The sequence below is a fragment of the Halobacterium bonnevillei genome, from assembly GCF_009831555.1.
In the GTDB taxonomy this organism is placed as follows: domain Archaea; phylum Halobacteriota; class Halobacteria; order Halobacteriales; family Halobacteriaceae; genus Halobacterium; species Halobacterium bonnevillei.
Genome location: NZ_WUUU01000051.1, coordinates 1 through 17940 on the forward strand (window position 1 = coordinate 1; position 17940 = coordinate 17940).

Sequence of the window (17940 nt, forward strand, 5' to 3'; positions counted from 1 at the left end):
CTCGCGGCCTGTCCAGTGTACGAGGAGGCGGCCACCGTGAACGCGCCGCGCGGCGAAGCGACGTAAGCGCGGGTTGTCGAGAGTACGCCGAGCTTGTCGTATAGTACACCTAAATTTCCTGTAGTGCGGCAGTGGCAGCGACGACGGACACGACGAAAGCGCCCGCGCCGAGTTCGATGGCGTACAGCGGCACGAGCACCGACGAGGCGCCGACGGCTGCGTAGCCGAGGCTCCACGCCGCCAGCCAGCGGTCACCGGAGTGGGACACGATGGGGACGTTTCACGGAGGGACTAAAGCGCTTACGCGGGGCGGCGGGCCGTCCGAAGCGGATGCGCTCCAGAGGGGTTCGAGAACCGGTCAGGTGACGAACAGCATCGGAATCATCCCGACGATGCCGATTGCGAGGCCCGCGGCGAGTTCGGTGACGCCGCCGTCCGGGAGGCGGCGGCCGACGGTGCGCGCCTCGGGGATGAACTCCGTGAACACGAGGTACACCATCGCGCCGCCGGCGAACCCGAAGCCGATGGGGAGGAGGGTTCGCGCGAGCTGGACGAACGCGTACGCCAGGACGGCGCCGATGGGCTGGGGGATGCTGGTGAAGACGGCGACGCCGACGAGTTTCCAGCGGCGCGCGCCGTGTTCGTGCAGCGGGATGGAGACCGCCAACCCCTCGGGGACGTTGTGGATGGAGATGGCGATGGTCATGAAGACGGCGAGCAGCGGGACGGAGAAGCCGAGAACGGGGATGCCGCCTTCGAGGCCGAGGTCCGCGAACGCGACGCCGACGGCGACGCCCTCGGGGAACGAGTGCACTGTGAGGACGCCGGCGATGAGCACGAGTTTCTTGAAGTCGGCGCGCGCGATCTCCCGCGGTTCGAACTCGTGTTGGTTGATGATGCTGCTGGCGGTGACGACGAGTACGACGCCGATTCCCGCGCCGAACAGCACCTCCAGTGGGGTGCCGTAGGTGAGTCCCTCGCGGAACAGGCCGAACCCGGACGCCGAGAGCATGATGCCGGACGCGAGCCCCCAGAGGGCGACGCGCCACCGGTCGTTGATGTCCTCGACGAAGAAGAACGGGAGCGCGCCGAGGCCCGTCGCCAGGTCCGTGAGGAGGCCGGCGAAGAAGACGAACGTCAGCGCGGCGACAAAGTCCATGTTCGCGGCTACGAGTAACTGACAAAAGAACTTCCCGGTTTCGGAAATTTATTTTTGGAGAACCTAAATCACCGGCTTGATGGCGGCGGACACGTAGCCACTGGCATGGACGAACAAACCCGTGTAGCGTCGTTCCTCGCCGAGAACGAATTGCACGCACCGCCGACGTATCGCGTCCTCGACCTCGCCAGCGAGGTCGGCGAACTGGCGAAGAACGTCAACGAGACCACCGGCTACGGCGCCACGCCGGACGCCGCGTCAGTCGACCGCGACGAACTCGGCGACGCCCTGTTCTGCCTGCTCGCGCTCGCCGAGGAACTCGACTACGACGCCGGGGCAGCACTCGACGAATCCCTCGAGAAGTACGAGCAGCGACTCGAGCAATCGGGAACCGCCGGGTCCGGCGAGTAGCGACCCACGATTGGAGCATCTCGGGGCGGGAAACCGGGATCGCAGTTCCACACGTCCGGGAGCAGGATTCTCGGTTCGTGGGTTCCGCGGACGCTTTTATGTCTCGGGGACTCGTCGGTCGAACTGAAGATGGATGCCGACGCAACCGGGTTGTTCGCGCCTGACCGAGTCGCCGTCGTCGGCGCGACCGAACGCGAGGGCGCTATCGGTCGAGCCATCGTGACGAACCTCGCGGAGTTCGACGGCGACGTGGTGGCCGTCAACCCGAAGCGAGAGACCGTGCTCGGGCACGACTGTTACCCCGACCTGCAGGCGGTTCCCGGCGACGTGGACCTCGCGGTCGTCGTCGTCCCACCGCCGGTGGCCATCGAGACGGTCCGCGACGCCGGCGAAGCGGGCGTCCGGAACGTCGTCGTCATCACGGCGGGGTTCAGCGAGACGGGCGGCGAGGGCGCGCAGCGCGAGCGCGAACTCGCGGCCGTCGCCGACGACTACGGCCTCAACCTCGTCGGCCCGAACAGCCTCGGCGTCCTCTCGACGCCGACGGGAATGAACGCGACGTTCGGCCCCTCGAACGCGCTCCCCGGCAACCTCTCGTTCATGAGCCAGTCGGGCGCGTTCATCACGGCCGTGCTGGACTGGGCGAACGACCAGGACATCGGCTTCAAGGACGTCGTCAGCCTCGGCAACAAGGCCGTCCTCGACGAGACCGACTTCCTCGAGTTCTGGCGGGACGACCCGGAAACGAACGTCGTGCTGGGCTACCTGGAGGGCATCGAGGACGGCCGCGAGTTCATCGACACGGCGCGCGAGGTCACGCAGGACACGCCCGCAGTGGTCGTGAAGTCCGGACGCACCGAGGCCGGCGCGCAGGCGGCGTCCTCACACACCGGGACCATCGCCGGCAGCGAGGCAGCCTACGAGGCGGGCTTCGAGCAGGCCGGCGTGGTGCGAGCGGAGAACGTCCAGGAGCTGTTCGACTTCGCGCGCGCACTCGACGGCCTCCCGATGCCGGACAGCGAGTCGGTCGCGGTGGTCACGAACGCCGGCGGCCCCGGCGTCATGGCGACGGACGCCGTCGGCGACTCGCGGCTCTCGATGGCCGCCTTCGAGGACGAGACCCTGGACGCGCTCCAGGAGTCGATGCCCGACGAAGCGAACGTCTACAATCCTGTCGACGCCATCGGGGACGCCGACCTGGAGCGCTTCGAGACGGCCATGGACATCGTGCTCGCAGACGACAACGTCGGCTGCGCCATCGTCGTCTCGGCGCCGACCGCCATCCTCGACTACGAGGAACTGGCTGCGGCGGTCGCCGACTGTCAACGCGAGTACGAGAAGCCCGTCGTCACCTGCCTGATGGGCGGGGAGCGAACCCGGCACGCCGAAGCGGTGCTCAGAGACGCGGGGATTCCGAACTACTTCGACCCGGCGCGAGCCGTCGGGAGTCTGGACGCACTCGCCGTGCAGCGCGCCGTCGAAGCCCGCGAGTACGAGGCCCCCGCGGAGTTCGACGTGGACCGCGAGCGCGCCGGGGAGATTCTCGAGGACGCGGCGGCCAGGGACGCCCGCCGCCTCGGCGTGGAAGCGATGGACCTGCTGGACGCCTACGGGATTCCGACGCCCGACGGCGACGTCGTCGACGACCCGCGGGAGGCCGAGCGGATCGCGGGGACTATCGACGGCGACGTCGTGATGAAGATCGTCAGCCCGGACATCCTCCACAAGTCCGACATCGGCGGCGTCAAGGTCGGCGTCTCGACGAACGACGTCCGCGACGCCTACGAGGACCTCGTCGCGAGAGCCCGGAACTACCAGCCGGACGCGACGATTCTCGGCGTCCAGGTGCAGGAACTCGTCGACGTCGACGCCGGCACGGAGACGATTCTCGGTATGAACCGCGACCCCCAGTTCGGCCCACTCGTGTTGTTCGGCCTCGGCGGCATCTTCGTGGAAGTGCTGGAGGACACCAGCGTCAGAGTCGCGCCGGTGTCCGAACGCGAGGCCGACGAGATGGTGGACGAACTCGACTCCGCGCCGCTGCTGCGCGGCGCCAGGGGCCGGCCGCCCGCCGACGAGGATGCTGTCACTGACGCCGTCCAGCGGCTCAGCCAACTAGTCACCGACTTCCCCGCCATCCTCGAACTCGACGTGAACCCGCTGCTGGCGACGCCCGACGGCGTCCAGGCGCTGGACGTTCGACTCACGATCGACCCCGGAGAACTATGAACACGCTACTTGTCACATCGACGGACGAAGGTACCGGCAAGACCGCCGTCGGCGTCGCGCTCGCTCGACTCGCGATGGAGCGCGATATCGACGTCGGCTACATGAAACCGAAGGGCACGCGCCTCCAGAGCAACGTCGGGAAGACGCTCGACGCCGACCCGATGCTCGCCCGCGAACTGCTCGGCCTCGACGACGAGATGCACGAACTCGAACCGGTCGTGTACTCGCCGACGTTCATCGAGGGCGCGATCCGTGGCCGCGAGGACCCAGCGGAGCTCCGAACCCGCGTCAAGGACGCCTTCGACGGCCTCTCGGCTGACAAGGAGTTCATGGTCGTGGAGGGCGCCGACGACCTCGCGACCGGCGGCATCGTGGACCTGACGGACGCAGAGGTCGCGTCGCTGCTGGACGCCGAAGTAGTCGTGCTCTCGCGGTACGAGGACGCGGGCGCCGTCGACGACGTGCTCGCGGCCGCCGACACGCTCGGGGACCGGTGTGCGGGTGTCGTGTTCAACGCCGTGCCGGACGCCAGCTACGACGACATCGAGACGGACGTGGCGCCGTTCCTGGAGGGACGTGGCGTCCCCGTGCTCGGCGTGTTGCCGCGGGTTCCGGAGCTCGCTGGCGTGACCGTCGCCGACCTCGCGGCGGACCTGGGCGCCGAGGTGCTCACGGACGTCGGTGGCGACGAACTGGTCGAGCGGTTCCTCGTCGGTGCCATGAGCGGCGAGAGCGCCCTGAGTCACTTCCGGCGGACGAAGGACGCCGCAGTCATCACTGGCGGCGACCGGGCGGAAGTCCAGACGGCGGCGCTGGACGCGCCCGGCGTGAAGTGCCTCGTTCTCACTGGCGGTCACAGGCCGTCTGGTGCGATTCTCGGGAAGGCCTCCGAGAAAGGAGTCCCAGTACTCGTCGTGCAGTCAGACACGCTCACGACCATCGAACGCGCCGAGGACCTGGTTCGCGGCGGCCGCGTCAGGGACGAGCGGACAGTCGACACGATGCAGGAACTCCTCCACGATCACGCGGACGTGGACGCGCTGATCGGATAACCACTGCCGCCGTCGCAACTGTTTCGGAATTCGTTCCCGAGTACGCCGCACAGCCGGCTTTGAGGGTCGGACGGCGGTGCGGGTTAGACGAGTTCGTCGGGTTTCACCCAGACGACGAAGCGGTCGTCACGGCGGATGACGCCGCGCGTCGTCTCCGAGGCGGCGGACTCGTCGACTGTCTCTGGGTCGGCTGACTCGACTTCGTGGACGTCGTCGACGAGGAGGCCTGTCGCCTCGTGGTCCGAGAGGACGACGATGCGCTTGCCGTTCGGCGTGCCGTCGACACCGAGGCGGACCCGTGGGTCCACGACTGTCGTCGTTTCGCCGCGCAGGTCGACGACACCCACGACGTTCGCGTCCGCGTTTGGAATCTGAGTCACGTCCTCAGTGGCGTCCACGATCTCGTCCACGTGCGCGATGTCGATGCAGTAGCGGTCGTCGCCCAGGGAGAACTCGAGGACGTCCGTCTGTTCGGCCATACCGACGTGTCGACAGTCGACTGAATTAAGCGTTTGGACTGTGCCAACGGCTGTGGAATGGCCCGCAGGATGATACGTTGATTGGCTTACATCATTGCGGCCGAAGGCGCAGATCAAGTTCGGCGACGGGGCGCCCGAGTCCGGTGTTAAGACCATCCTAAACCGTTCAAGCCGCGCTACGCGACTTCGGCGGGAAGCGTGTCGTCCGTCCAAGGTGTTCGGCGTTCCGTCTGTCGGTTAGTCGTCACCAATATCGTGTAAACCCCGACAGCCTTTTTTCCCTCCATATCTATCATCCTCCCGATGGACCCGGTGGACGTGTTGCGGGTGCTCGGCAACAAGTACAACGCCGAGATCCTCGAAGCAACCCACGCGCCGAAATCTGCGCAGGAACTCAGCGACGAACTCGACATCCCGATCGCCACCAGTTACCGCCGCATCGAGGAACTCAGCGAACACGACCTCCTGAAACTCGAGGGGAAGGAACTGTCCGACGAGGGGCGACGGACGAAAGTCTACCGTCGCCAGGTCGACGAACTGACTGTCCAGTTCGGCGTCGACGAGACGAACATCGAGACGACCGAACGCACCGAGGCAAAGAACGCGCTCGTCGACGTCTGGAGCGATCTCCGCTCCGAACAGTAAACCACACGACGCCGGAGCCACGGGGGCGGCTTCCACGCTTCGATTCTACGAGATAATAATCACGGGGACACCTTTATACGGAGACTGCGGGACGTCGATACGAGCGACGGAGACAATGCGCCCCATCGAAGCAATCTACCTCGTATTCAGCGGCACCCTCGCCGCCGCCGGCCTGAGCATGGTCGCGTTCGCGGTCCGCGCGTACCGTGACACCGGCCGGCACTCGATGCTGCACCTCTCGGTCGGATTCGGCCTCGTCGTCACCGCCGCAATCGGGACGACAGTCGTCGCGTTTTTCACCGACTTCGAACACACCCGGACGCTGTTGACGTACAACTACGTGATCACGACTGCGGGCTACATCTTCGTGATGTACAGCCTCGTCACCCCGAACTGAAGCCCCGGGCGGGCGGAGCCCGCAGTCGCCGCTGCTCAGTCCAGGAGTGGAGCAGTCGAGTGGAATCCCGTGAGCCTGGGCCAACGGGATGAGCTCGCCGTTTATCTCCCTTCACTCCGTACCCGGTTCGCGTTTTCGCGAGTTCTCGTTTCGATGGACGACTCAGAGATTGCCCAGCGAGCGACCGAGAACACCCAGAACGAGAGAGTCCCCGGCTTGCACGTCGCCAGCGAATCGTCGCCATGCGGGGGCGCTGACGCGGCATTGCCCATTCCTCGAGTACGGTCAACTCTGCAGAACCGGGCCGACCGTCAGACCACCCACGTCCTCCCGCTTCGGCTACGAGAACCGCGACTTCACGCGGTCGAACAGTTTCACGCGGCGCTCGGAGGCCTCGCCGTCGGCGTCCAGGCCCGCCTCCTCGATGAGGTCCTCGAGGGCGATCTCGTACACGGGGCCGTCGTCGACGGGCTCGACAGGCTCCTCGCGTTCCCCGGTCTCCGGGTCCACCCACTCGAATCCGGACCCGCTCGGCTCCGGGTCCGCGGGTTCCATGCCGACGCTGTCGGCTAACTTCGCGGCGAGCCGGCTGTAGGCTCTGGACGCCGGGCTCTCGGGTCGGAGGGAGACGACCGGCCGGCTCTTCCGCACCGCGAGTTTCACGGCGTCGTCGTAGGGGACGCTGACCGTCACGGCGTCCGTCGTCCCGAGCGCCGCCGCGATTCCTTCGACGTCGTCGAACCCGCCGTCGCCGGTGCGCGTGAACACGGCGCCGACCACCGGCTTCTCGAGTTTCCCGACGAGCTGGCCGGTCTTCGTCGCGTCGGTCAGCGACGCCAGTTCGGCCGTCGTCACCAGCAACACGCCGTCGGCGACGCTCATCGCCATCGCGATGTCGTAGCTCAGTCCCGCGCCCGCGTCCAGCAACACCACGTCGTTGTCCGACCGCAGGTACGCCACCACTCGATGCAGCGCCTTCGCGTCCGCCTCCGCGAACTGCTCGAGCTCCGTCGACCCCGGAACGAGTGTGAGGCCGTGGGTCTCGTACGTCGCGTCCGCGGGCGACGCCGACCCCGACAGGACGTCGTGCAGCGTCTCGTCCGGGTCCACGCCGAGCAAGCCACCGAGGTTCGCCATTCCGAGGTCGACGTCCACGACGGCGACGTCGAAGCCGTCCTCGGCCAGCGCTACGCCGAGGTTCGCCGTGGTCGTCGACTTCCCGACGCCACCCTTCCCGCTGGCGACGGCGAACACGTACCCGTCGCCTCCGGCCTGAGTCATCGTGAGGCACGTAACCGACTCCAGTACATAAGTGTGGCCCCGTCCCGTCGACGAGGTATCAGACTGACAGCAACGACGAGACGAGGCGCAGCGTCAGCGACCCGATGACCGCGGAAATCCACGTCAGGACGACGAAGTGGATGTACGCGTTCACCTTGTGGCCGCCGTCCACGACGCGGATCATCAGCGACGACAGCAACGCGTTCACCAGCACCGTCAATACGAGCAGGTACTCGATGAGTTCGAGGTCGTAGACGTCGGTGCTGATGATGCTGCCGACGTCGAACGCGGAATTCGAGAAGTCCAGGCCGAGCCCCGAGATGACGTCGACGATGCCGAGACCGATGAAGAACGCGAACGTCGCCGCCGCCGAGATGCCGTACAGCACGCCGATCATCGTCGACACCGCCTGGTTGCGGCGCTGGCGTAACTGCTGGACTTCGCTCATGTTCCCCGAGATGAGGTCCCCGAGGTGCTTCGGGTCGCCGCCCATCTGGCGGCCGATGAGGTACATCTCGCTGAACTTCTGGATGAGGTAGGAGTGGGCGTCGGCCGTGAAGTACCGCCACGCCCGCGACGCGTCGATGCGGAGGTTCAGGCGCTTGTAGAGGTCGTCGATGAGCTGAGTGAGCGCCCCGAACTCCTTCGTGCGCAGCGTCTGCAGGACGCGCGTGGTGGTCGTCTGGCGCGCGGTCTCGCTGGCGCCGAGCGCGCGGATGAAACTCGTGAACGAGTCGTCGCGGTCCTTCACTCGTTCCTCCTCGGCGCGCGCGACGAACCCCGGAATCAACAGCGGCGTCGTCGGGACCGCGGCGTACATCGGCAGCGGGACCACGTGCGGGTCGATGCGCGTCCACCCCAGCTGGATGGCGAGCACGCCGACGACGAGCAACAGCGACAGGCCGACGCCGACGACCACTGCGATGCGGAGCCGCCACTCCGTGCTCGTCGTCACATCCTCCGGGAAGTACCACAGTGGGTCGCTGGGCGCGAGCGTGTAGATCGCGTACAGGAACCCGATCTGGATGAACGAGTACAGCACCACGACAGCCGACACCGTCATCGTCGGGTTCGTCCCCGACAGAATCGGGAGCACTGTCGCGAACACGAGCGCGAACGTCACGGACAGCACCATCGACAGGTAGAGGTCTTTCATCACCTGGAGGTTCTCCAGTTGGCCCTCGTAGACGGTCGCGTAGTTCTTGATGATCGCGTCCTGCTCGGACGTCAGGTACGACTCCAGGGTCTCGCCGGAGTTAATGGTGTACGCGAGACGGTCCAGGAAGTCCGCCACTAAGTCGCTCGGCACTTTCTTCGCGCGCATGCGGCACGCGTCGTCCAGGCTCTGGTTCCAGGCGTCGATCAGTTGGACGATGCGGCGGGCCTCCTCCGCCAGCGGCCCGTACTCCTCCTCCGCTCCGATGCGACGGAACACCTCCACGCGGTCGATGTTCGTCGTCGACAGGATCGTCATGTGCGTGACGAACAAGTGGAAGCGGTTCTCCATGCGCGTGCGGCGCTGGTCCTGCTTGATCTTCGGGTACAGCACCGCGGTGACTGCGCTGAGTGCTCCGAGCATCGGAATCGGGACCGCCACGAACAGCGGCAGGTCCACGAACAGCACCGTCAACACAGTCGCGATCAGGAACACGACTGACGGCACGACGATGAGGATCGCGTACGTGAACGCCGGCATCGACATCCGGCGGTACGACGCCATGATCGAGTCGACGAGGTCGCCGAGTTCGAGGTCGTCCAGCGTGCCCGACTCCGGCGTCGTCGGGTCAGCTTCGACGTCCTCGGCGGACATACTAGAACCCGCGCGTGATGGTGAACGGGAGGCCTTCCACGCCGTCGCGCTGGAACGCCTCGATGGTCTCGTTGAACTCGTGGTACCCCACGAGGTCCTCCTGGATGATGCGCTCCATGACGTCCGCCCGGAAGTCCAGTTCCTCGTAGATCTCGCGCGTGTCGGCGTACCCCAGCAGTGTCGCGATCTGTTCCTCGAGGACGTAGGAGTTGTTCCGGCCCTGGAAGACGATCTCGTCCTCCACGGGGTCCCAGTAGAACGCCTGCCGGGTCACCACGCCGCCCATCTCCTTGGAGTACCCCTCGATCTCCTGGACGGACGTGACCCGGCGCAGCACGTCGTCGCCCTGCTTGACGCGGTTCTGGAACAGCGCCACGTCCGCGTTGTCCATGAACGTCTCCGGGACGTTGATGGGTTCGCCGGTGAACCGCTGGATCATCGAGACGATGTCGCTGGCGTGGAAGGTCAACATCACCGGGTGGCCGGTCTGGGCCGCCTGGAACGCCATCCGACCCTCTGCGCCACGAACCTCACCGACGATGATGTAGTCGGGACGCGAACGGAGCGCGGCCGCGACGAGGTCGAACATGTCCACGTCCGCGGAGTTCTCGCCCTGGCCCTCCCGCGTCAACAGCTGCTGCCAGGTGTCGTGGGGCGGCAGCACCTCGGCGGTGTCCTCCGCGGTGTAGATTTTCGAGTCGCGCGGAATGAACGACATAATGGCGTTCAGCGTCGTCGTCTTCCCGGACGCCGTCTCCCCGACGACGAACACCGTCTGCTCGTTCTCCAGGCACAGCCAGAGGTACGCCGCCAGTTCCGGCGAGAGCGTCCCCCAGTTCGTGATCTGGCCGACCGACAGCGGCACCTCGTCGCCCTGGCGGATGGTCAGCGACGGCCCCTTCAGGGAGACGTCGTCGCTGTAGATGATGTTCACACGCGACCCGTCCGGGAGCGTCGAGTCCACGATGGGGTCGGAGTCCGACACCGGGTCCCCGATTCGCTCGCCCATGTTGCGGAGCCAGCCGTCGAACTCGTCCTGGGTCCCGAAGTCCACCGTCGTTTCCAGCATCCCGAACGTGCCGTGATCGACGTAGCAGTGGCTCGGGCCGATGACGTGAATGTCCTCGTTGTACGGGTCACGCATCACCGGTTCCAGGGGACCGAACCCGACGATGTCCCGGTTCAACTGGTAGCGGATGTTCTCGTAGGTTGCCTCCGTGATGGGGATGCGACCGAAACCGAACGCCTCCTCGAGTGCTTCCCGCATCAGCGGCACCGTCGCACGGAACTGCCGGGCGACGTTCTGGGGTGCCGTCGCGACCCGGCGCGCGCCCGCCTTCACTTGCTCGCCGGAGAGGTCGCCGGAGTCCATCGACATCTGGCCGCGGTCGTCGCTGACCATCTGGTCGGCGACCGCCGACGAGTCGAAGTTCCGCAACAGCGACCCGAGGTTCGAGGGGAGCGCCCGCACGCGGCTGAATACGCCGCCCTCCTCGTCGTCGTTGATGCGGACCGTCTCTTCGAGCAGTTCCTCGATGCGGTCGTCGTACTCGGCTTCCTGTTCGGGCGCCGGCTTGTTCACGGACTTCTCCAGGATGCGCTCGCGGACCTGGCTGAACACCGCGGCCTCCGGACCCGACAGCTCCGGCTCGATCGTGTAGTACTTCGTGTCCTTACCGAGGTCGCCGTACACGTGGCAGTATATCGGGCCGCCGACGGGGTAGAGGACGTTCGGCTTGTCCGCCTCCCACTCGTCGTCCGGCTCGTCGATCAGCTCGGGGAACTCGCCGGTGAACTGCTTGAACCGCTGGAGGTACTCCCGCAGGTGGGGGTACCGACTGGCGGTCTCCCGCAGTTCGTGCCCGATCTGTCGACTCCCGTGATCTGCCATGTGAAACTCCTGTTATGCCACACTACGACTCTCGATGACGATGCCCGTTCCGGACCGCACCGAGTACCCGATTGTGTCACCGACCTGCTCGCCCATCCCCGCGAACCGGCGCACCGCGATGGACCGGCGAACGTCGTTGCCCACTTCGGCCATCTGTAATTCGAGGTACACGTCTGCGATGGACCTGAACGGACCGATTGCCTCCTCATCTACCGTACTGGGGTCCACGGTCAAAACGATGACCTTTCCTTTCGAGACGAGGTCCCTGAAGAAGGAAATAATTTCCAGCGCCGCCTGGCGCTCCTCGTTCTGCCTGACGAGGGCTTCGAACTTCGGATCGTTGCGCAGGATGGCGTCGAACGTGTCGATGATGACGACGTCGGCGTCCCACATCTTCTCGGCCTCCATCAACCGCTTCAACAACTGCTTGCGGTTGCTCTCGTCCTCGCTGGTCTCCCCGCGGAGCGTGCTCCCGCCCGTGTCCACGTCCGCCTGGAAGAACAGGAGGTTCTCGTCGAGGAGGTGTTCCTCGACGTCGTAGCTCAGCGAGTGCATCTGGTCGATGAACCCGCGCACCGTCAACTCCGTGGACACCAGCGTCACGGAGTGGCCTTCCTCGCACATCCCGTACGTGAGTCGCTGGCTCAGCGCGGACTTCCCGGCGCCGTAGTCGCCCTCCACGAGGACGATGCTGCCGCCCGGAATGCCGCCGCCGAGTTCGTTGTTCAACCGGTCGTGGCTGTCCAGTCCGAGTTCGTAGAGGTTTCTCGTGCTCATGTTCTGAACTCCAACACCTCGCGGTCGCCGTTCACGATGACCACCAGACGGTGGTCGCCGCTGGACAGGTTCACGCTCGCGTTCACTCGCGCGACAGTGCCAGTCCGCCAACTGTCGCCGTTCACGACGTCCACCGTGGACGGCGAGAGGAACTCGCCGTTCACGATCAGGTCAATAGACCCTGGGGTAGCCGTGAGCGTCTTCGACCCCGTGTTCTTCACGAGCACCGTCACGTTGTCCACCGACTCGTCGTAGATCGAGTCCGGACTCCCCGCGTCGCTGATGATTTCGACGTCCGTCCGGATGTCCTTGCTGACGTCCACGCTGCGGTCGCCGAGCGCGTCGCTCAGCCGCTGGACGCCGTTCGTCATCGTGCCCGCGACCGAAGCCGCTACGAGGATGCTCGCGATGAAGATGATGAGCGTCGACGAGGAGACGCTGGCCACTCAGACCACCTCCGTCGCCGTCACGCCGGGCGAGGTCACGATCTTCACTCTCGTCGGGGCGGTCACGTTCACCGTGATCGAGAGGGTCTCGCCCGGCAGCCAGACGTCGGTATCGTTGGCGCCGTCCACGCTCCAGTCCTCGTAGCTGTCCCGCGGCTGATAGACGCCGTCGACCAGCAGGTCCGTCTCGTTGACAGCCAACGTCGTCGACCCCTCGTTGGTGACGTTCACGGTCAACAGCTCGTTGCCCGTCTCGTTGTAGGACGTGTTCGAGACGTTCACCACCGTATTGCGCTGCTCGAGGACGCGCTCCCCGTGGCTGTCATCTGCATCCTGTACGCGCTCGTAGCCGTTGTAGGCCGCCGAGTACAGCATGCCGACGCTGACGAACGCGGCGATGAACAGTATCGCCGCGGAGCCACTAACGCTGAATCCCATTCCTGTGGAGGTCCTCGAACCTGTCGACGATGGCGCGTTCGATGTTCTCGCTGGCCAGCTCGTCGATGTAATCCAGGCTCTCGAGGTGGTCGTCCATCGTCAACTCGGTCGTCCCGAACTCTTCGCGGTAGAGGTAGTCGGAGTCTGTGAGTCCCTCCATGTAGTCGAACAGCTGGTCGCGGACGGGCTCCCCGATCCAGCCGATGCGCTCGTAGTAGTTCAGCGTCCGGACTGTGTTCTTCGCGCCGAACTCGGACAGCAGGTAGTCCAGCCACTCCAGCGTGACGACGTCCGCGAGGTAGCCCGTCGGCGGTTCCGCCAGATGCGGGCCCTCACCCCGGGAAGCGAACCCGAGTGAGGGCGCGCCAGCGGTGGCGTCGGTCGCGGCCCCTGGGTCACCCTCGTCCTCGGTCGCGTCGACTGACTCCTCTGGCGGGTCTTCGAACTCGAAGCCGTCCACGCCCTCGGCGTCCACCTCGTCGCCGTCGGCAGCGTCCGCTTCGAGGTCCGAGTCGTCGAACCCGAGCTCGGATTCCTCCGTCTCGTCGACCAACTCGGCGTCCCCGTCCTCGTGGGCCGCGTCGTCTTCTCCGTCCTCGTCGCCCTCCGCCCAGTCGGCGTCGCCCGACTCGTACTCCGCTTTCAGTTCGTCGAAGGACGTCCCGCCACCGTCGCCGGTGGCTTCAGCCGTCTCGTCGCCGGCGTCGTCGAACTCGGCGTCACCGTCCTCGTCGAACTCGCCGAAATCCTCCATGCCGTCGTCCTCGAACTCGTCCATCTCCCCCTCGTCTTCGAGGTCGCCGTCGTCCTCATCGAGGGCGCCGAGGTCGTCGTCCATCTCCGCCCCCTCCTCGAAGTCCTCGTCGAAGTCGTCGAACGCGTCATCCTCGAAGAAGTCGTCGGCGTCCGCCTCGGCGATGTCCTCGTCGAGGTCCCCATCGGCATCGTCGGCATCGCCGCCGTCCTCGTCGTCGAACAGGCCGAAGCTCTCGCCGCCACCGCCCCCCATCGCGTCGGCGTTCACGTCGTCCACGAACGGATTGACCCCCCGGGTCACCATCTCGTAGATCTCCAGGAGTTTCCGGACGTTCTCCTCGACGTCTTCGACGCTCTCGCTGATCTGTTCGTTCTCGCTCCGGACGGTGTTGGCCTTTGACGCGACGTTCGAGACTTCGGTTTCGAGCTCTTCGATGCGGTGTTCGAGCTCGTTCACCGAGGAGTCCTGTCCGGGCGCCCCACCGCCACCCTCCTCCATGTCGTCGAACGACCCGAACTCGTCGTCGAAGTCCTCGTCGAAGTCCTCGTCGAAATCGTCGCCGTCGTCCATGCCAAACTCATCGTCACCGCCGGAGTCCCCTCCATCCTCGTCGTCGTCGAGCCAACTGGCCATGCCAACGGCCAGCGCCCCGAACTGCAAGGCAACCACAGCAGCCGGGGTGAGGTGGATAAACTTCATTCGGAGTGATACAGGGGTTCCGGCCGTAATTAATGTTCTCCCCCAGTTCTCAACCAGATGAATTGGATAGGAACATCCTAATGTCGCAGCAACGACGGTAGACGTGCTCTGTCCGCGGATAAATGGAATCGCATCCAGTCTACAAGGACATAAACGACCGTTCGCCAAATCACGCCAACTGTCCGTAAGCACTCACTTCGTGTGGCGTGGACGTCGCTAGTTCGCTATGTATTCGGGGGTACAACGGACGCGGGTCGGTGTCCCCGTCTCGACAATTGTCCCATTCTTCCAGTTCACTCGACCCAGTCGGTAGCGCCGCTCACTCCATCGACGAGAGGCGCGCGATGAACACGAGGCTGAGAACGTGGTCGGTCATCTCGAAGTCCCCGTGGTCCTCCTCGTCCGCTGGCCCCGCGAAGCCGCGAATGTGGTCCCGGAGCTCCTCGGCGGCGTCCTCGCCGACCCACCCGATCGACTCGTAGTAATCGACGGCCTCGAGCGAGCGCTTCACGCCGCCCCGCTCCAGCAGGAACTCCAGCCACTCGAAGAGCGTGATCTCAGCGGCGTACTTCCCCGGCATCGACTCCAGGTAGGGCCGCTGGAGATTCTGTTCGCTCGCGCTCGAGTGCATGAACAACAGCTGTTTCAGCTGGCTCGACCGAATCGACTCCTCGCCCGCCTGCTCCTGTTCTGTCAACCGCTGCTTCAGCTCTCGAATGTTCTCGCCGTCGCTCTGTTGGGCGGCACTGCGCAGTTCCTCTGGGTCGTACTCGCGTGGGTTCAGCGTCATTGTTCGTGAGTCTCGGTGCCCGCGTCCTCGCGGGTCTGCATCTGTTCGACGCGCCCGCTCAGCTCACCGACCGCCTCGGACTGCTCTCTGGTCGCCTCGACGATGCGCTGGGACGCTTCCGAAGCCTCCTCGGCCTGCTGTTGGACTTCCTCGATTGTGACGATGACGTCCTCAACGGTCGAGGCCTGTTCGTCGTTCGCGCGCGCGACCTCCGTAATTCCGGTCGCTGCCTCGTCGACTGCGTCCGCAATCTCCTCGAGCGCGCGCAGCGCGTCGTCGATCTCGTCGCCGGCGCGGTGAATCTGCTCGTGGGACTCCTCGACGGCCACGACCGTCTCGTTCGCCTGTTGCTGGACGTCCTCGATGCTGCCCGCGATGCGCTCGGTGTGCTCGCGGGTCTCGTTCGCGAGCTGTTTCACTTCGTCGGCGACCACTTCGAACCCGCTGCCCGCCTCGCCGGCGCGCGCGGCCTCGATGTTCGCGTTCAACGCCAGCAGGTTCGTCTGGTCGGCGACCTCCGCGATGACGTCGACGACGTCCTCGATTTCGTCCATCTTCGACTCCAGTTCGGAGACGCTGTCCACGAGGTCGTCGCTGATGTCGATGACCTCGTCGGTCGCCTGGCTCGCGCCCTCGCTGGCGTCCAGACCGTTCTCCGCGGCGGTCTGTGCCTGCTCTGCGGCCGACGCGACCTGATCCGAGGACGCCGCGACCTCCTGCATGCTCGCCGAGAAGTTCTGCATCTCGCTGGCGGCGTCCGACAGCATCTCGTTCTGGTCGCCGACCGTCTCCGCGATCTCGTTCGCCTCGTCGGTCGCGCGCTGAATCGAGGACGCCAGCTCCCTCGTCTGCCCGTCGACCTGCCCCACGAGCCGCTCGAACTCGTCGGCCATCCCGTTCAGGTCGTCGACAACCTGCAGGAGTCGTTCGTCGACGACCCCCTCGTGTTCGAACGACGCGCGCTGCTCCAGGTGACCATTCGACAGCGCGTCGATGGTCGTACTGAGTTCGTTCACCAGCGACTCGACGGCTTCCGTCCGCCGGACGTCCTCGGTCCGATCTTCGATCGTCTCGACCACGGCGATGAGTTCGCCGGTGTCGTCGTCGAAAATCGGCGCGGCCTTGAACCGGATGTCGCGGCGGTCGCCGTCGGCGTCGACCATCTCGCTGGCATCCAGATACATCGTGTCGTGATCGTCGGCACGTTCGACGTCGAACTCGACGTCCGCACGCTCCGGTGCGTCCACCACCTTGTCGGCGAGCGTCTGGGCTCTGCGGCCGTCCGGATAGAACGCTTCGCTGACGTGCGCTGACCCGAGCGCCTCCTCGGGGGAACAGCCCGTGAGTTCGGCGAGCGCGTCGTTCCACGCGACGACCTCGCCGTCGGCGTCCAGCATGAACACCGGCATCCCGATGCCGTCGAGCAGTTCGTCGTCGTCGACGTTCAGTTCGTCGACCGCCTCGATGCAGTCGTAAGCAGCCACGCCCTCGGCGGCGTCCTCGACCACCGCCCCCATACCAGCCCGCAGCTCGTTCTCCGCGCGGTCCAGCGACTGTGCGTCGAGGCCCTCGTCCCGGAGGCGTTCGAACACCGCGTCGACCACGCCGTCGACTGCGGCTTCGTGGGCAGCGACGAACTCCCCGGGACCCACCCCAGCCGCCTCGTACGCGGGAACGTACGCGTCTGCGGACGGTCCCGTTTCGTCCAGGATGCCGCCGAAGTGTTCCTGTGCGTCGTCGGGGAGCTCGGGGGAGAGCAACGCAGCCTCGACGTCGTACCGCTCTCGGACCGCCGCGACGTGCTTGTCCTGTCCGCCGAAGGAGAACTGGCCGGTCTCGGTGCCGCCGTCCGTTGCCGGCGTCTCCGACCCGCGGCCGAATAATTTGCGAAGCGTACCCAGCATTCGTAGCCGAAAACGAACCAAGTAGCTATAAAAGGTTTCCCCCACGGTTACCAATTCTTAGAATCACTCTAACTGGAACCGACAGTCTGGTGACGATGTCCTGCTAAAAACTCAGTGACCGTCCGCGGGCGCATGCGTGAAGACGACTGTTCGTGCTTCCTCCCTGACGATGCAGATGTCCACCCCTGCTGGCGGCGATAGTTGGCACCGTCGTTCGGATGTAGCCAGTGCCTCCGAGAACGCTGTGCCGCAAACTGGACACGAGACGTCGTCCCTGTTCTCGTACAGTTGCTCCTCGCCGGTGTCCCGTCGTAACTTCACTCGATGTCGAATCGACTCGAAATCAAGTCCGCCCATGCGGGAACCAGTACTCCCGCACATTTGGGGTTAGCGGATGTTTACCCAGTTTTTCACGAGTGATAACCGGGGGCATACCTTTTAGTGAAGTTCGCGGAACGTTCTGAGCGAGCCCCAGCATCCCAACCGGGTGGGGGCAGAGAAACCATACCCATGTTCGAATTTATCAACGACGAGGAAGAGCGCGGTCAGGTGGGGATCGGGACGCTCATCGTGTTCATCGCGATGGTCCTGGTCGCCGCGATCGCCGCCGGCGTCCTCATCAACACTGCGGGCGTCCTCCAGACCCAGGCGGAGGACACCGGCCAGGATAGTACCGATCAGGTCGCAAACAACATCAACGTCATCGGCGCCGTCGGCGAAGTCAACAACGTCAGTAAAACCGACGTTGACATCTCCGAGACGAGCGTGTACGAGA

General features: G+C 65.4%; 19 protein-coding genes. 6 read left to right on the forward strand and 13 right to left on the reverse strand.

The genetic code is table 11. The features are described from left to right. Positions 1-109 precede the first annotated feature (109 nt). Both GRX66_RS08195 and GRX66_RS08200 read right to left on the reverse strand, forming a co-directional pair. Positions 110-268, reverse strand: coding sequence for a hypothetical protein (locus GRX66_RS08195; RefSeq protein ID WP_201292960.1), 159 nt, complete (start codon positions 266-268; stop codon positions 110-112). Between the two features lie 90 nt (positions 269-358). After that, complete coding sequence (locus GRX66_RS08200; RefSeq protein WP_159526128.1) at positions 359-1159, reverse strand: ZIP family metal transporter; 801 nt, start codon at positions 1157-1159, stop codon at positions 359-361. Positions 1160-1264: 105 nt separating this feature from the next. Here GRX66_RS08200 and GRX66_RS08205 point away from each other — a divergent pair, with 105 nt between their 5' ends. From GRX66_RS08205 to GRX66_RS08215, 3 genes are all read left to right on the forward strand, one after another. After that, complete coding sequence (locus GRX66_RS08205) at positions 1265-1570, forward strand: MazG nucleotide pyrophosphohydrolase domain-containing protein (protein WP_159526129.1); 306 nt, start codon at positions 1265-1267, stop codon at positions 1568-1570. A 129-nt stretch (positions 1571-1699) separates the two neighbouring features. Beyond that, on the forward strand, positions 1700-3799 hold the full coding sequence (locus GRX66_RS08210; RefSeq protein WP_159526130.1) for an acetate--CoA ligase family protein: 2100 nt from the start codon (positions 1700-1702) through the stop codon (positions 3797-3799). Then, the gene (locus GRX66_RS08215; protein ID WP_159526131.1) at positions 3796-4851 is read left to right on the forward strand and encodes a phosphotransacetylase family protein; all 1056 of its coding nucleotides are present in this window, start codon (positions 3796-3798) and stop codon (positions 4849-4851) included. Before GRX66_RS08210 ends, GRX66_RS08215 begins: the two co-directional genes overlap by 4 nt. Positions 4852-4934: 83 nt before the next feature. Here GRX66_RS08215 and GRX66_RS08220 read toward each other — a convergent pair whose 3' ends face one another. Further along, on the reverse strand, positions 4935-5330 hold the full coding sequence (locus GRX66_RS08220) for a chemotaxis protein CheW (protein WP_159526132.1): 396 nt from the start codon (positions 5328-5330) through the stop codon (positions 4935-4937). A 303-nt stretch (positions 5331-5633) separates the two neighbouring features. On the opposite strand from GRX66_RS08220, the gene GRX66_RS08225 reads away from it, so the two are divergent. Together GRX66_RS08225 and GRX66_RS08230 are read left to right on the forward strand one after the other, a co-directional pair. Further along, positions 5634-5975, forward strand: coding sequence for an ArsR/SmtB family transcription factor (locus tag GRX66_RS08225; protein ID WP_159526133.1), 342 nt, complete (start codon positions 5634-5636; stop codon positions 5973-5975). A 115-nt stretch (positions 5976-6090) separates the two neighbouring features. Then, entirely contained in the window at positions 6091-6372 is a 282-nt protein-coding gene (locus GRX66_RS08230; RefSeq protein ID WP_159526134.1) for a DUF7521 family protein, read from the forward strand. Positions 6373-6711: 339 nt separating this feature from the next. On the opposite strand, the gene minD is transcribed toward GRX66_RS08230, so the two are convergent. From minD to GRX66_RS20935, 10 genes are all read right to left on the reverse strand, one after another. Continuing rightward, positions 6712-7653 (reverse strand): MinD/ParA family ATP-binding protein, encoded by a 942-nt coding sequence (gene minD / locus GRX66_RS08235; protein WP_159526135.1) that lies wholly within the window; start codon positions 7651-7653, stop codon positions 6712-6714. A 58-nt stretch (positions 7654-7711) separates the two neighbouring features. Continuing rightward, positions 7712-9463 (reverse strand): archaellar assembly protein FlaJ, encoded by a 1752-nt coding sequence (flaJ, locus tag GRX66_RS08240; protein WP_159526136.1) that lies wholly within the window; start codon positions 9461-9463, stop codon positions 7712-7714. A gap of 1 nt (position 9464) precedes the next feature. Continuing rightward, positions 9465-11354, reverse strand: coding sequence for a type II/IV secretion system ATPase subunit (locus GRX66_RS08245; RefSeq protein ID WP_159526137.1), 1890 nt, complete (start codon positions 11352-11354; stop codon positions 9465-9467). 12 nt (positions 11355-11366) lie between these two features. Beyond that, positions 11367-12131 carry an ATPase domain-containing protein gene (locus GRX66_RS08250; protein WP_159526138.1) on the reverse strand — a complete coding sequence of 255 codons (765 nt, stop codon included), beginning with the start codon at positions 12129-12131 and terminating at the stop codon, positions 11367-11369. After that, a complete protein-coding gene (locus tag GRX66_RS08255) occupies positions 12128-12577 on the reverse strand; it encodes a flagellar protein G (RefSeq protein ID WP_325064012.1) in 450 nt (149 codons plus the stop codon). Before GRX66_RS08255 ends, GRX66_RS08250 begins: the two co-directional genes overlap by 4 nt. Next, the gene (locus tag GRX66_RS08260) at positions 12578-13015 is read right to left on the reverse strand and encodes a fla cluster protein FlaF (RefSeq protein WP_159526139.1); all 438 of its coding nucleotides are present in this window, start codon (positions 13013-13015) and stop codon (positions 12578-12580) included. Continuing rightward, on the reverse strand, positions 12999-14405 hold the full coding sequence (locus tag GRX66_RS08265) for a FlaD/FlaE family flagellar protein (RefSeq protein WP_233745373.1): 1407 nt from the start codon (positions 14403-14405) through the stop codon (positions 12999-13001). The genes GRX66_RS08260 and GRX66_RS08265 overlap by 17 nt, the downstream gene beginning before the upstream one ends. 385 nt (positions 14406-14790) lie before the next feature. After that, a complete protein-coding gene (locus GRX66_RS08270) occupies positions 14791-15261 on the reverse strand; it encodes a FlaD/FlaE family flagellar protein (protein WP_159526141.1) in 471 nt (156 codons plus the stop codon). Beyond that, positions 15258-17165 (reverse strand): methyl-accepting chemotaxis protein, encoded by a 1908-nt coding sequence (locus GRX66_RS08275; RefSeq protein ID WP_159526142.1) that lies wholly within the window; start codon positions 17163-17165, stop codon positions 15258-15260. The genes GRX66_RS08270 and GRX66_RS08275 overlap by 4 nt, the downstream gene beginning before the upstream one ends. Positions 17166-17276: 111 nt before the next feature. After that, on the reverse strand, positions 17277-17546 hold the full coding sequence (locus tag GRX66_RS20935; protein ID WP_449271465.1) for a DUF7385 family protein: 270 nt from the start codon (positions 17544-17546) through the stop codon (positions 17277-17279). A gap of 129 nt (positions 17547-17675) precedes the next feature. On the opposite strand from GRX66_RS20935, the gene GRX66_RS08280 reads away from it, so the two are divergent. Then, positions 17676-17940 (forward strand): archaellin/type IV pilin N-terminal domain-containing protein (locus GRX66_RS08280; RefSeq protein WP_325064013.1); only part of this gene is annotated, 265 nt, incomplete at its 3' end.

Coding starts and splice junctions, on each gene's coding strand:
- GRX66_RS08275 (WP_159526142.1), bottom strand. CDS start 17,165: ATGCTGGGTACGCTTCGCAAATTATTCGGCCGCGGGTCGGAGACGCCG.
- GRX66_RS08260 (WP_159526139.1), bottom strand. CDS start 13,015: ATGGGATTCAGCGTTAGTGGCTCCGCGGCGATACTGTTCATCGCCGCG.
- GRX66_RS08200 (WP_159526128.1), bottom strand. CDS start 1,159: ATGGACTTTGTCGCCGCGCTGACGTTCGTCTTCTTCGCCGGCCTCCTC.
- GRX66_RS08205 (WP_159526129.1), top strand. CDS start 1,265: ATGGACGAACAAACCCGTGTAGCGTCGTTCCTCGCCGAGAACGAATTG.
- flaJ (WP_159526136.1), bottom strand. CDS start 9,463: ATGTCCGCCGAGGACGTCGAAGCTGACCCGACGACGCCGGAGTCGGGC.
- GRX66_RS08270 (WP_159526141.1), bottom strand. CDS start 15,261: ATGACGCTGAACCCACGCGAGTACGACCCAGAGGAACTGCGCAGTGCC.
- GRX66_RS08210 (WP_159526130.1), top strand. CDS start 1,700: ATGGATGCCGACGCAACCGGGTTGTTCGCGCCTGACCGAGTCGCCGTC.
- minD (WP_159526135.1), bottom strand. CDS start 7,653: ATGACTCAGGCCGGAGGCGACGGGTACGTGTTCGCCGTCGCCAGCGGG.
- GRX66_RS08220 (WP_159526132.1), bottom strand. CDS start 5,330: ATGGCCGAACAGACGGACGTCCTCGAGTTCTCCCTGGGCGACGACCGC.
- GRX66_RS20935 (WP_449271465.1), bottom strand. CDS start 17,546: ATGTGCGGGAGTACTGGTTCCCGCATGGGCGGACTTGATTTCGAGTCG.
- GRX66_RS08215 (WP_159526131.1), top strand. CDS start 3,796: ATGAACACGCTACTTGTCACATCGACGGACGAAGGTACCGGCAAGACC.
- GRX66_RS08250 (WP_159526138.1), bottom strand. CDS start 12,131: ATGAGCACGAGAAACCTCTACGAACTCGGACTGGACAGCCACGACCGG.
- GRX66_RS08230 (WP_159526134.1), top strand. CDS start 6,091: ATGCGCCCCATCGAAGCAATCTACCTCGTATTCAGCGGCACCCTCGCC.
- GRX66_RS08225 (WP_159526133.1), top strand. CDS start 5,634: ATGGACCCGGTGGACGTGTTGCGGGTGCTCGGCAACAAGTACAACGCC.
- GRX66_RS08265 (WP_233745373.1), bottom strand. CDS start 14,405: ATGGCCAGTTGGCTCGACGACGACGAGGATGGAGGGGACTCCGGCGGT.
- GRX66_RS08245 (WP_159526137.1), bottom strand. CDS start 11,354: ATGGCAGATCACGGGAGTCGACAGATCGGGCACGAACTGCGGGAGACC.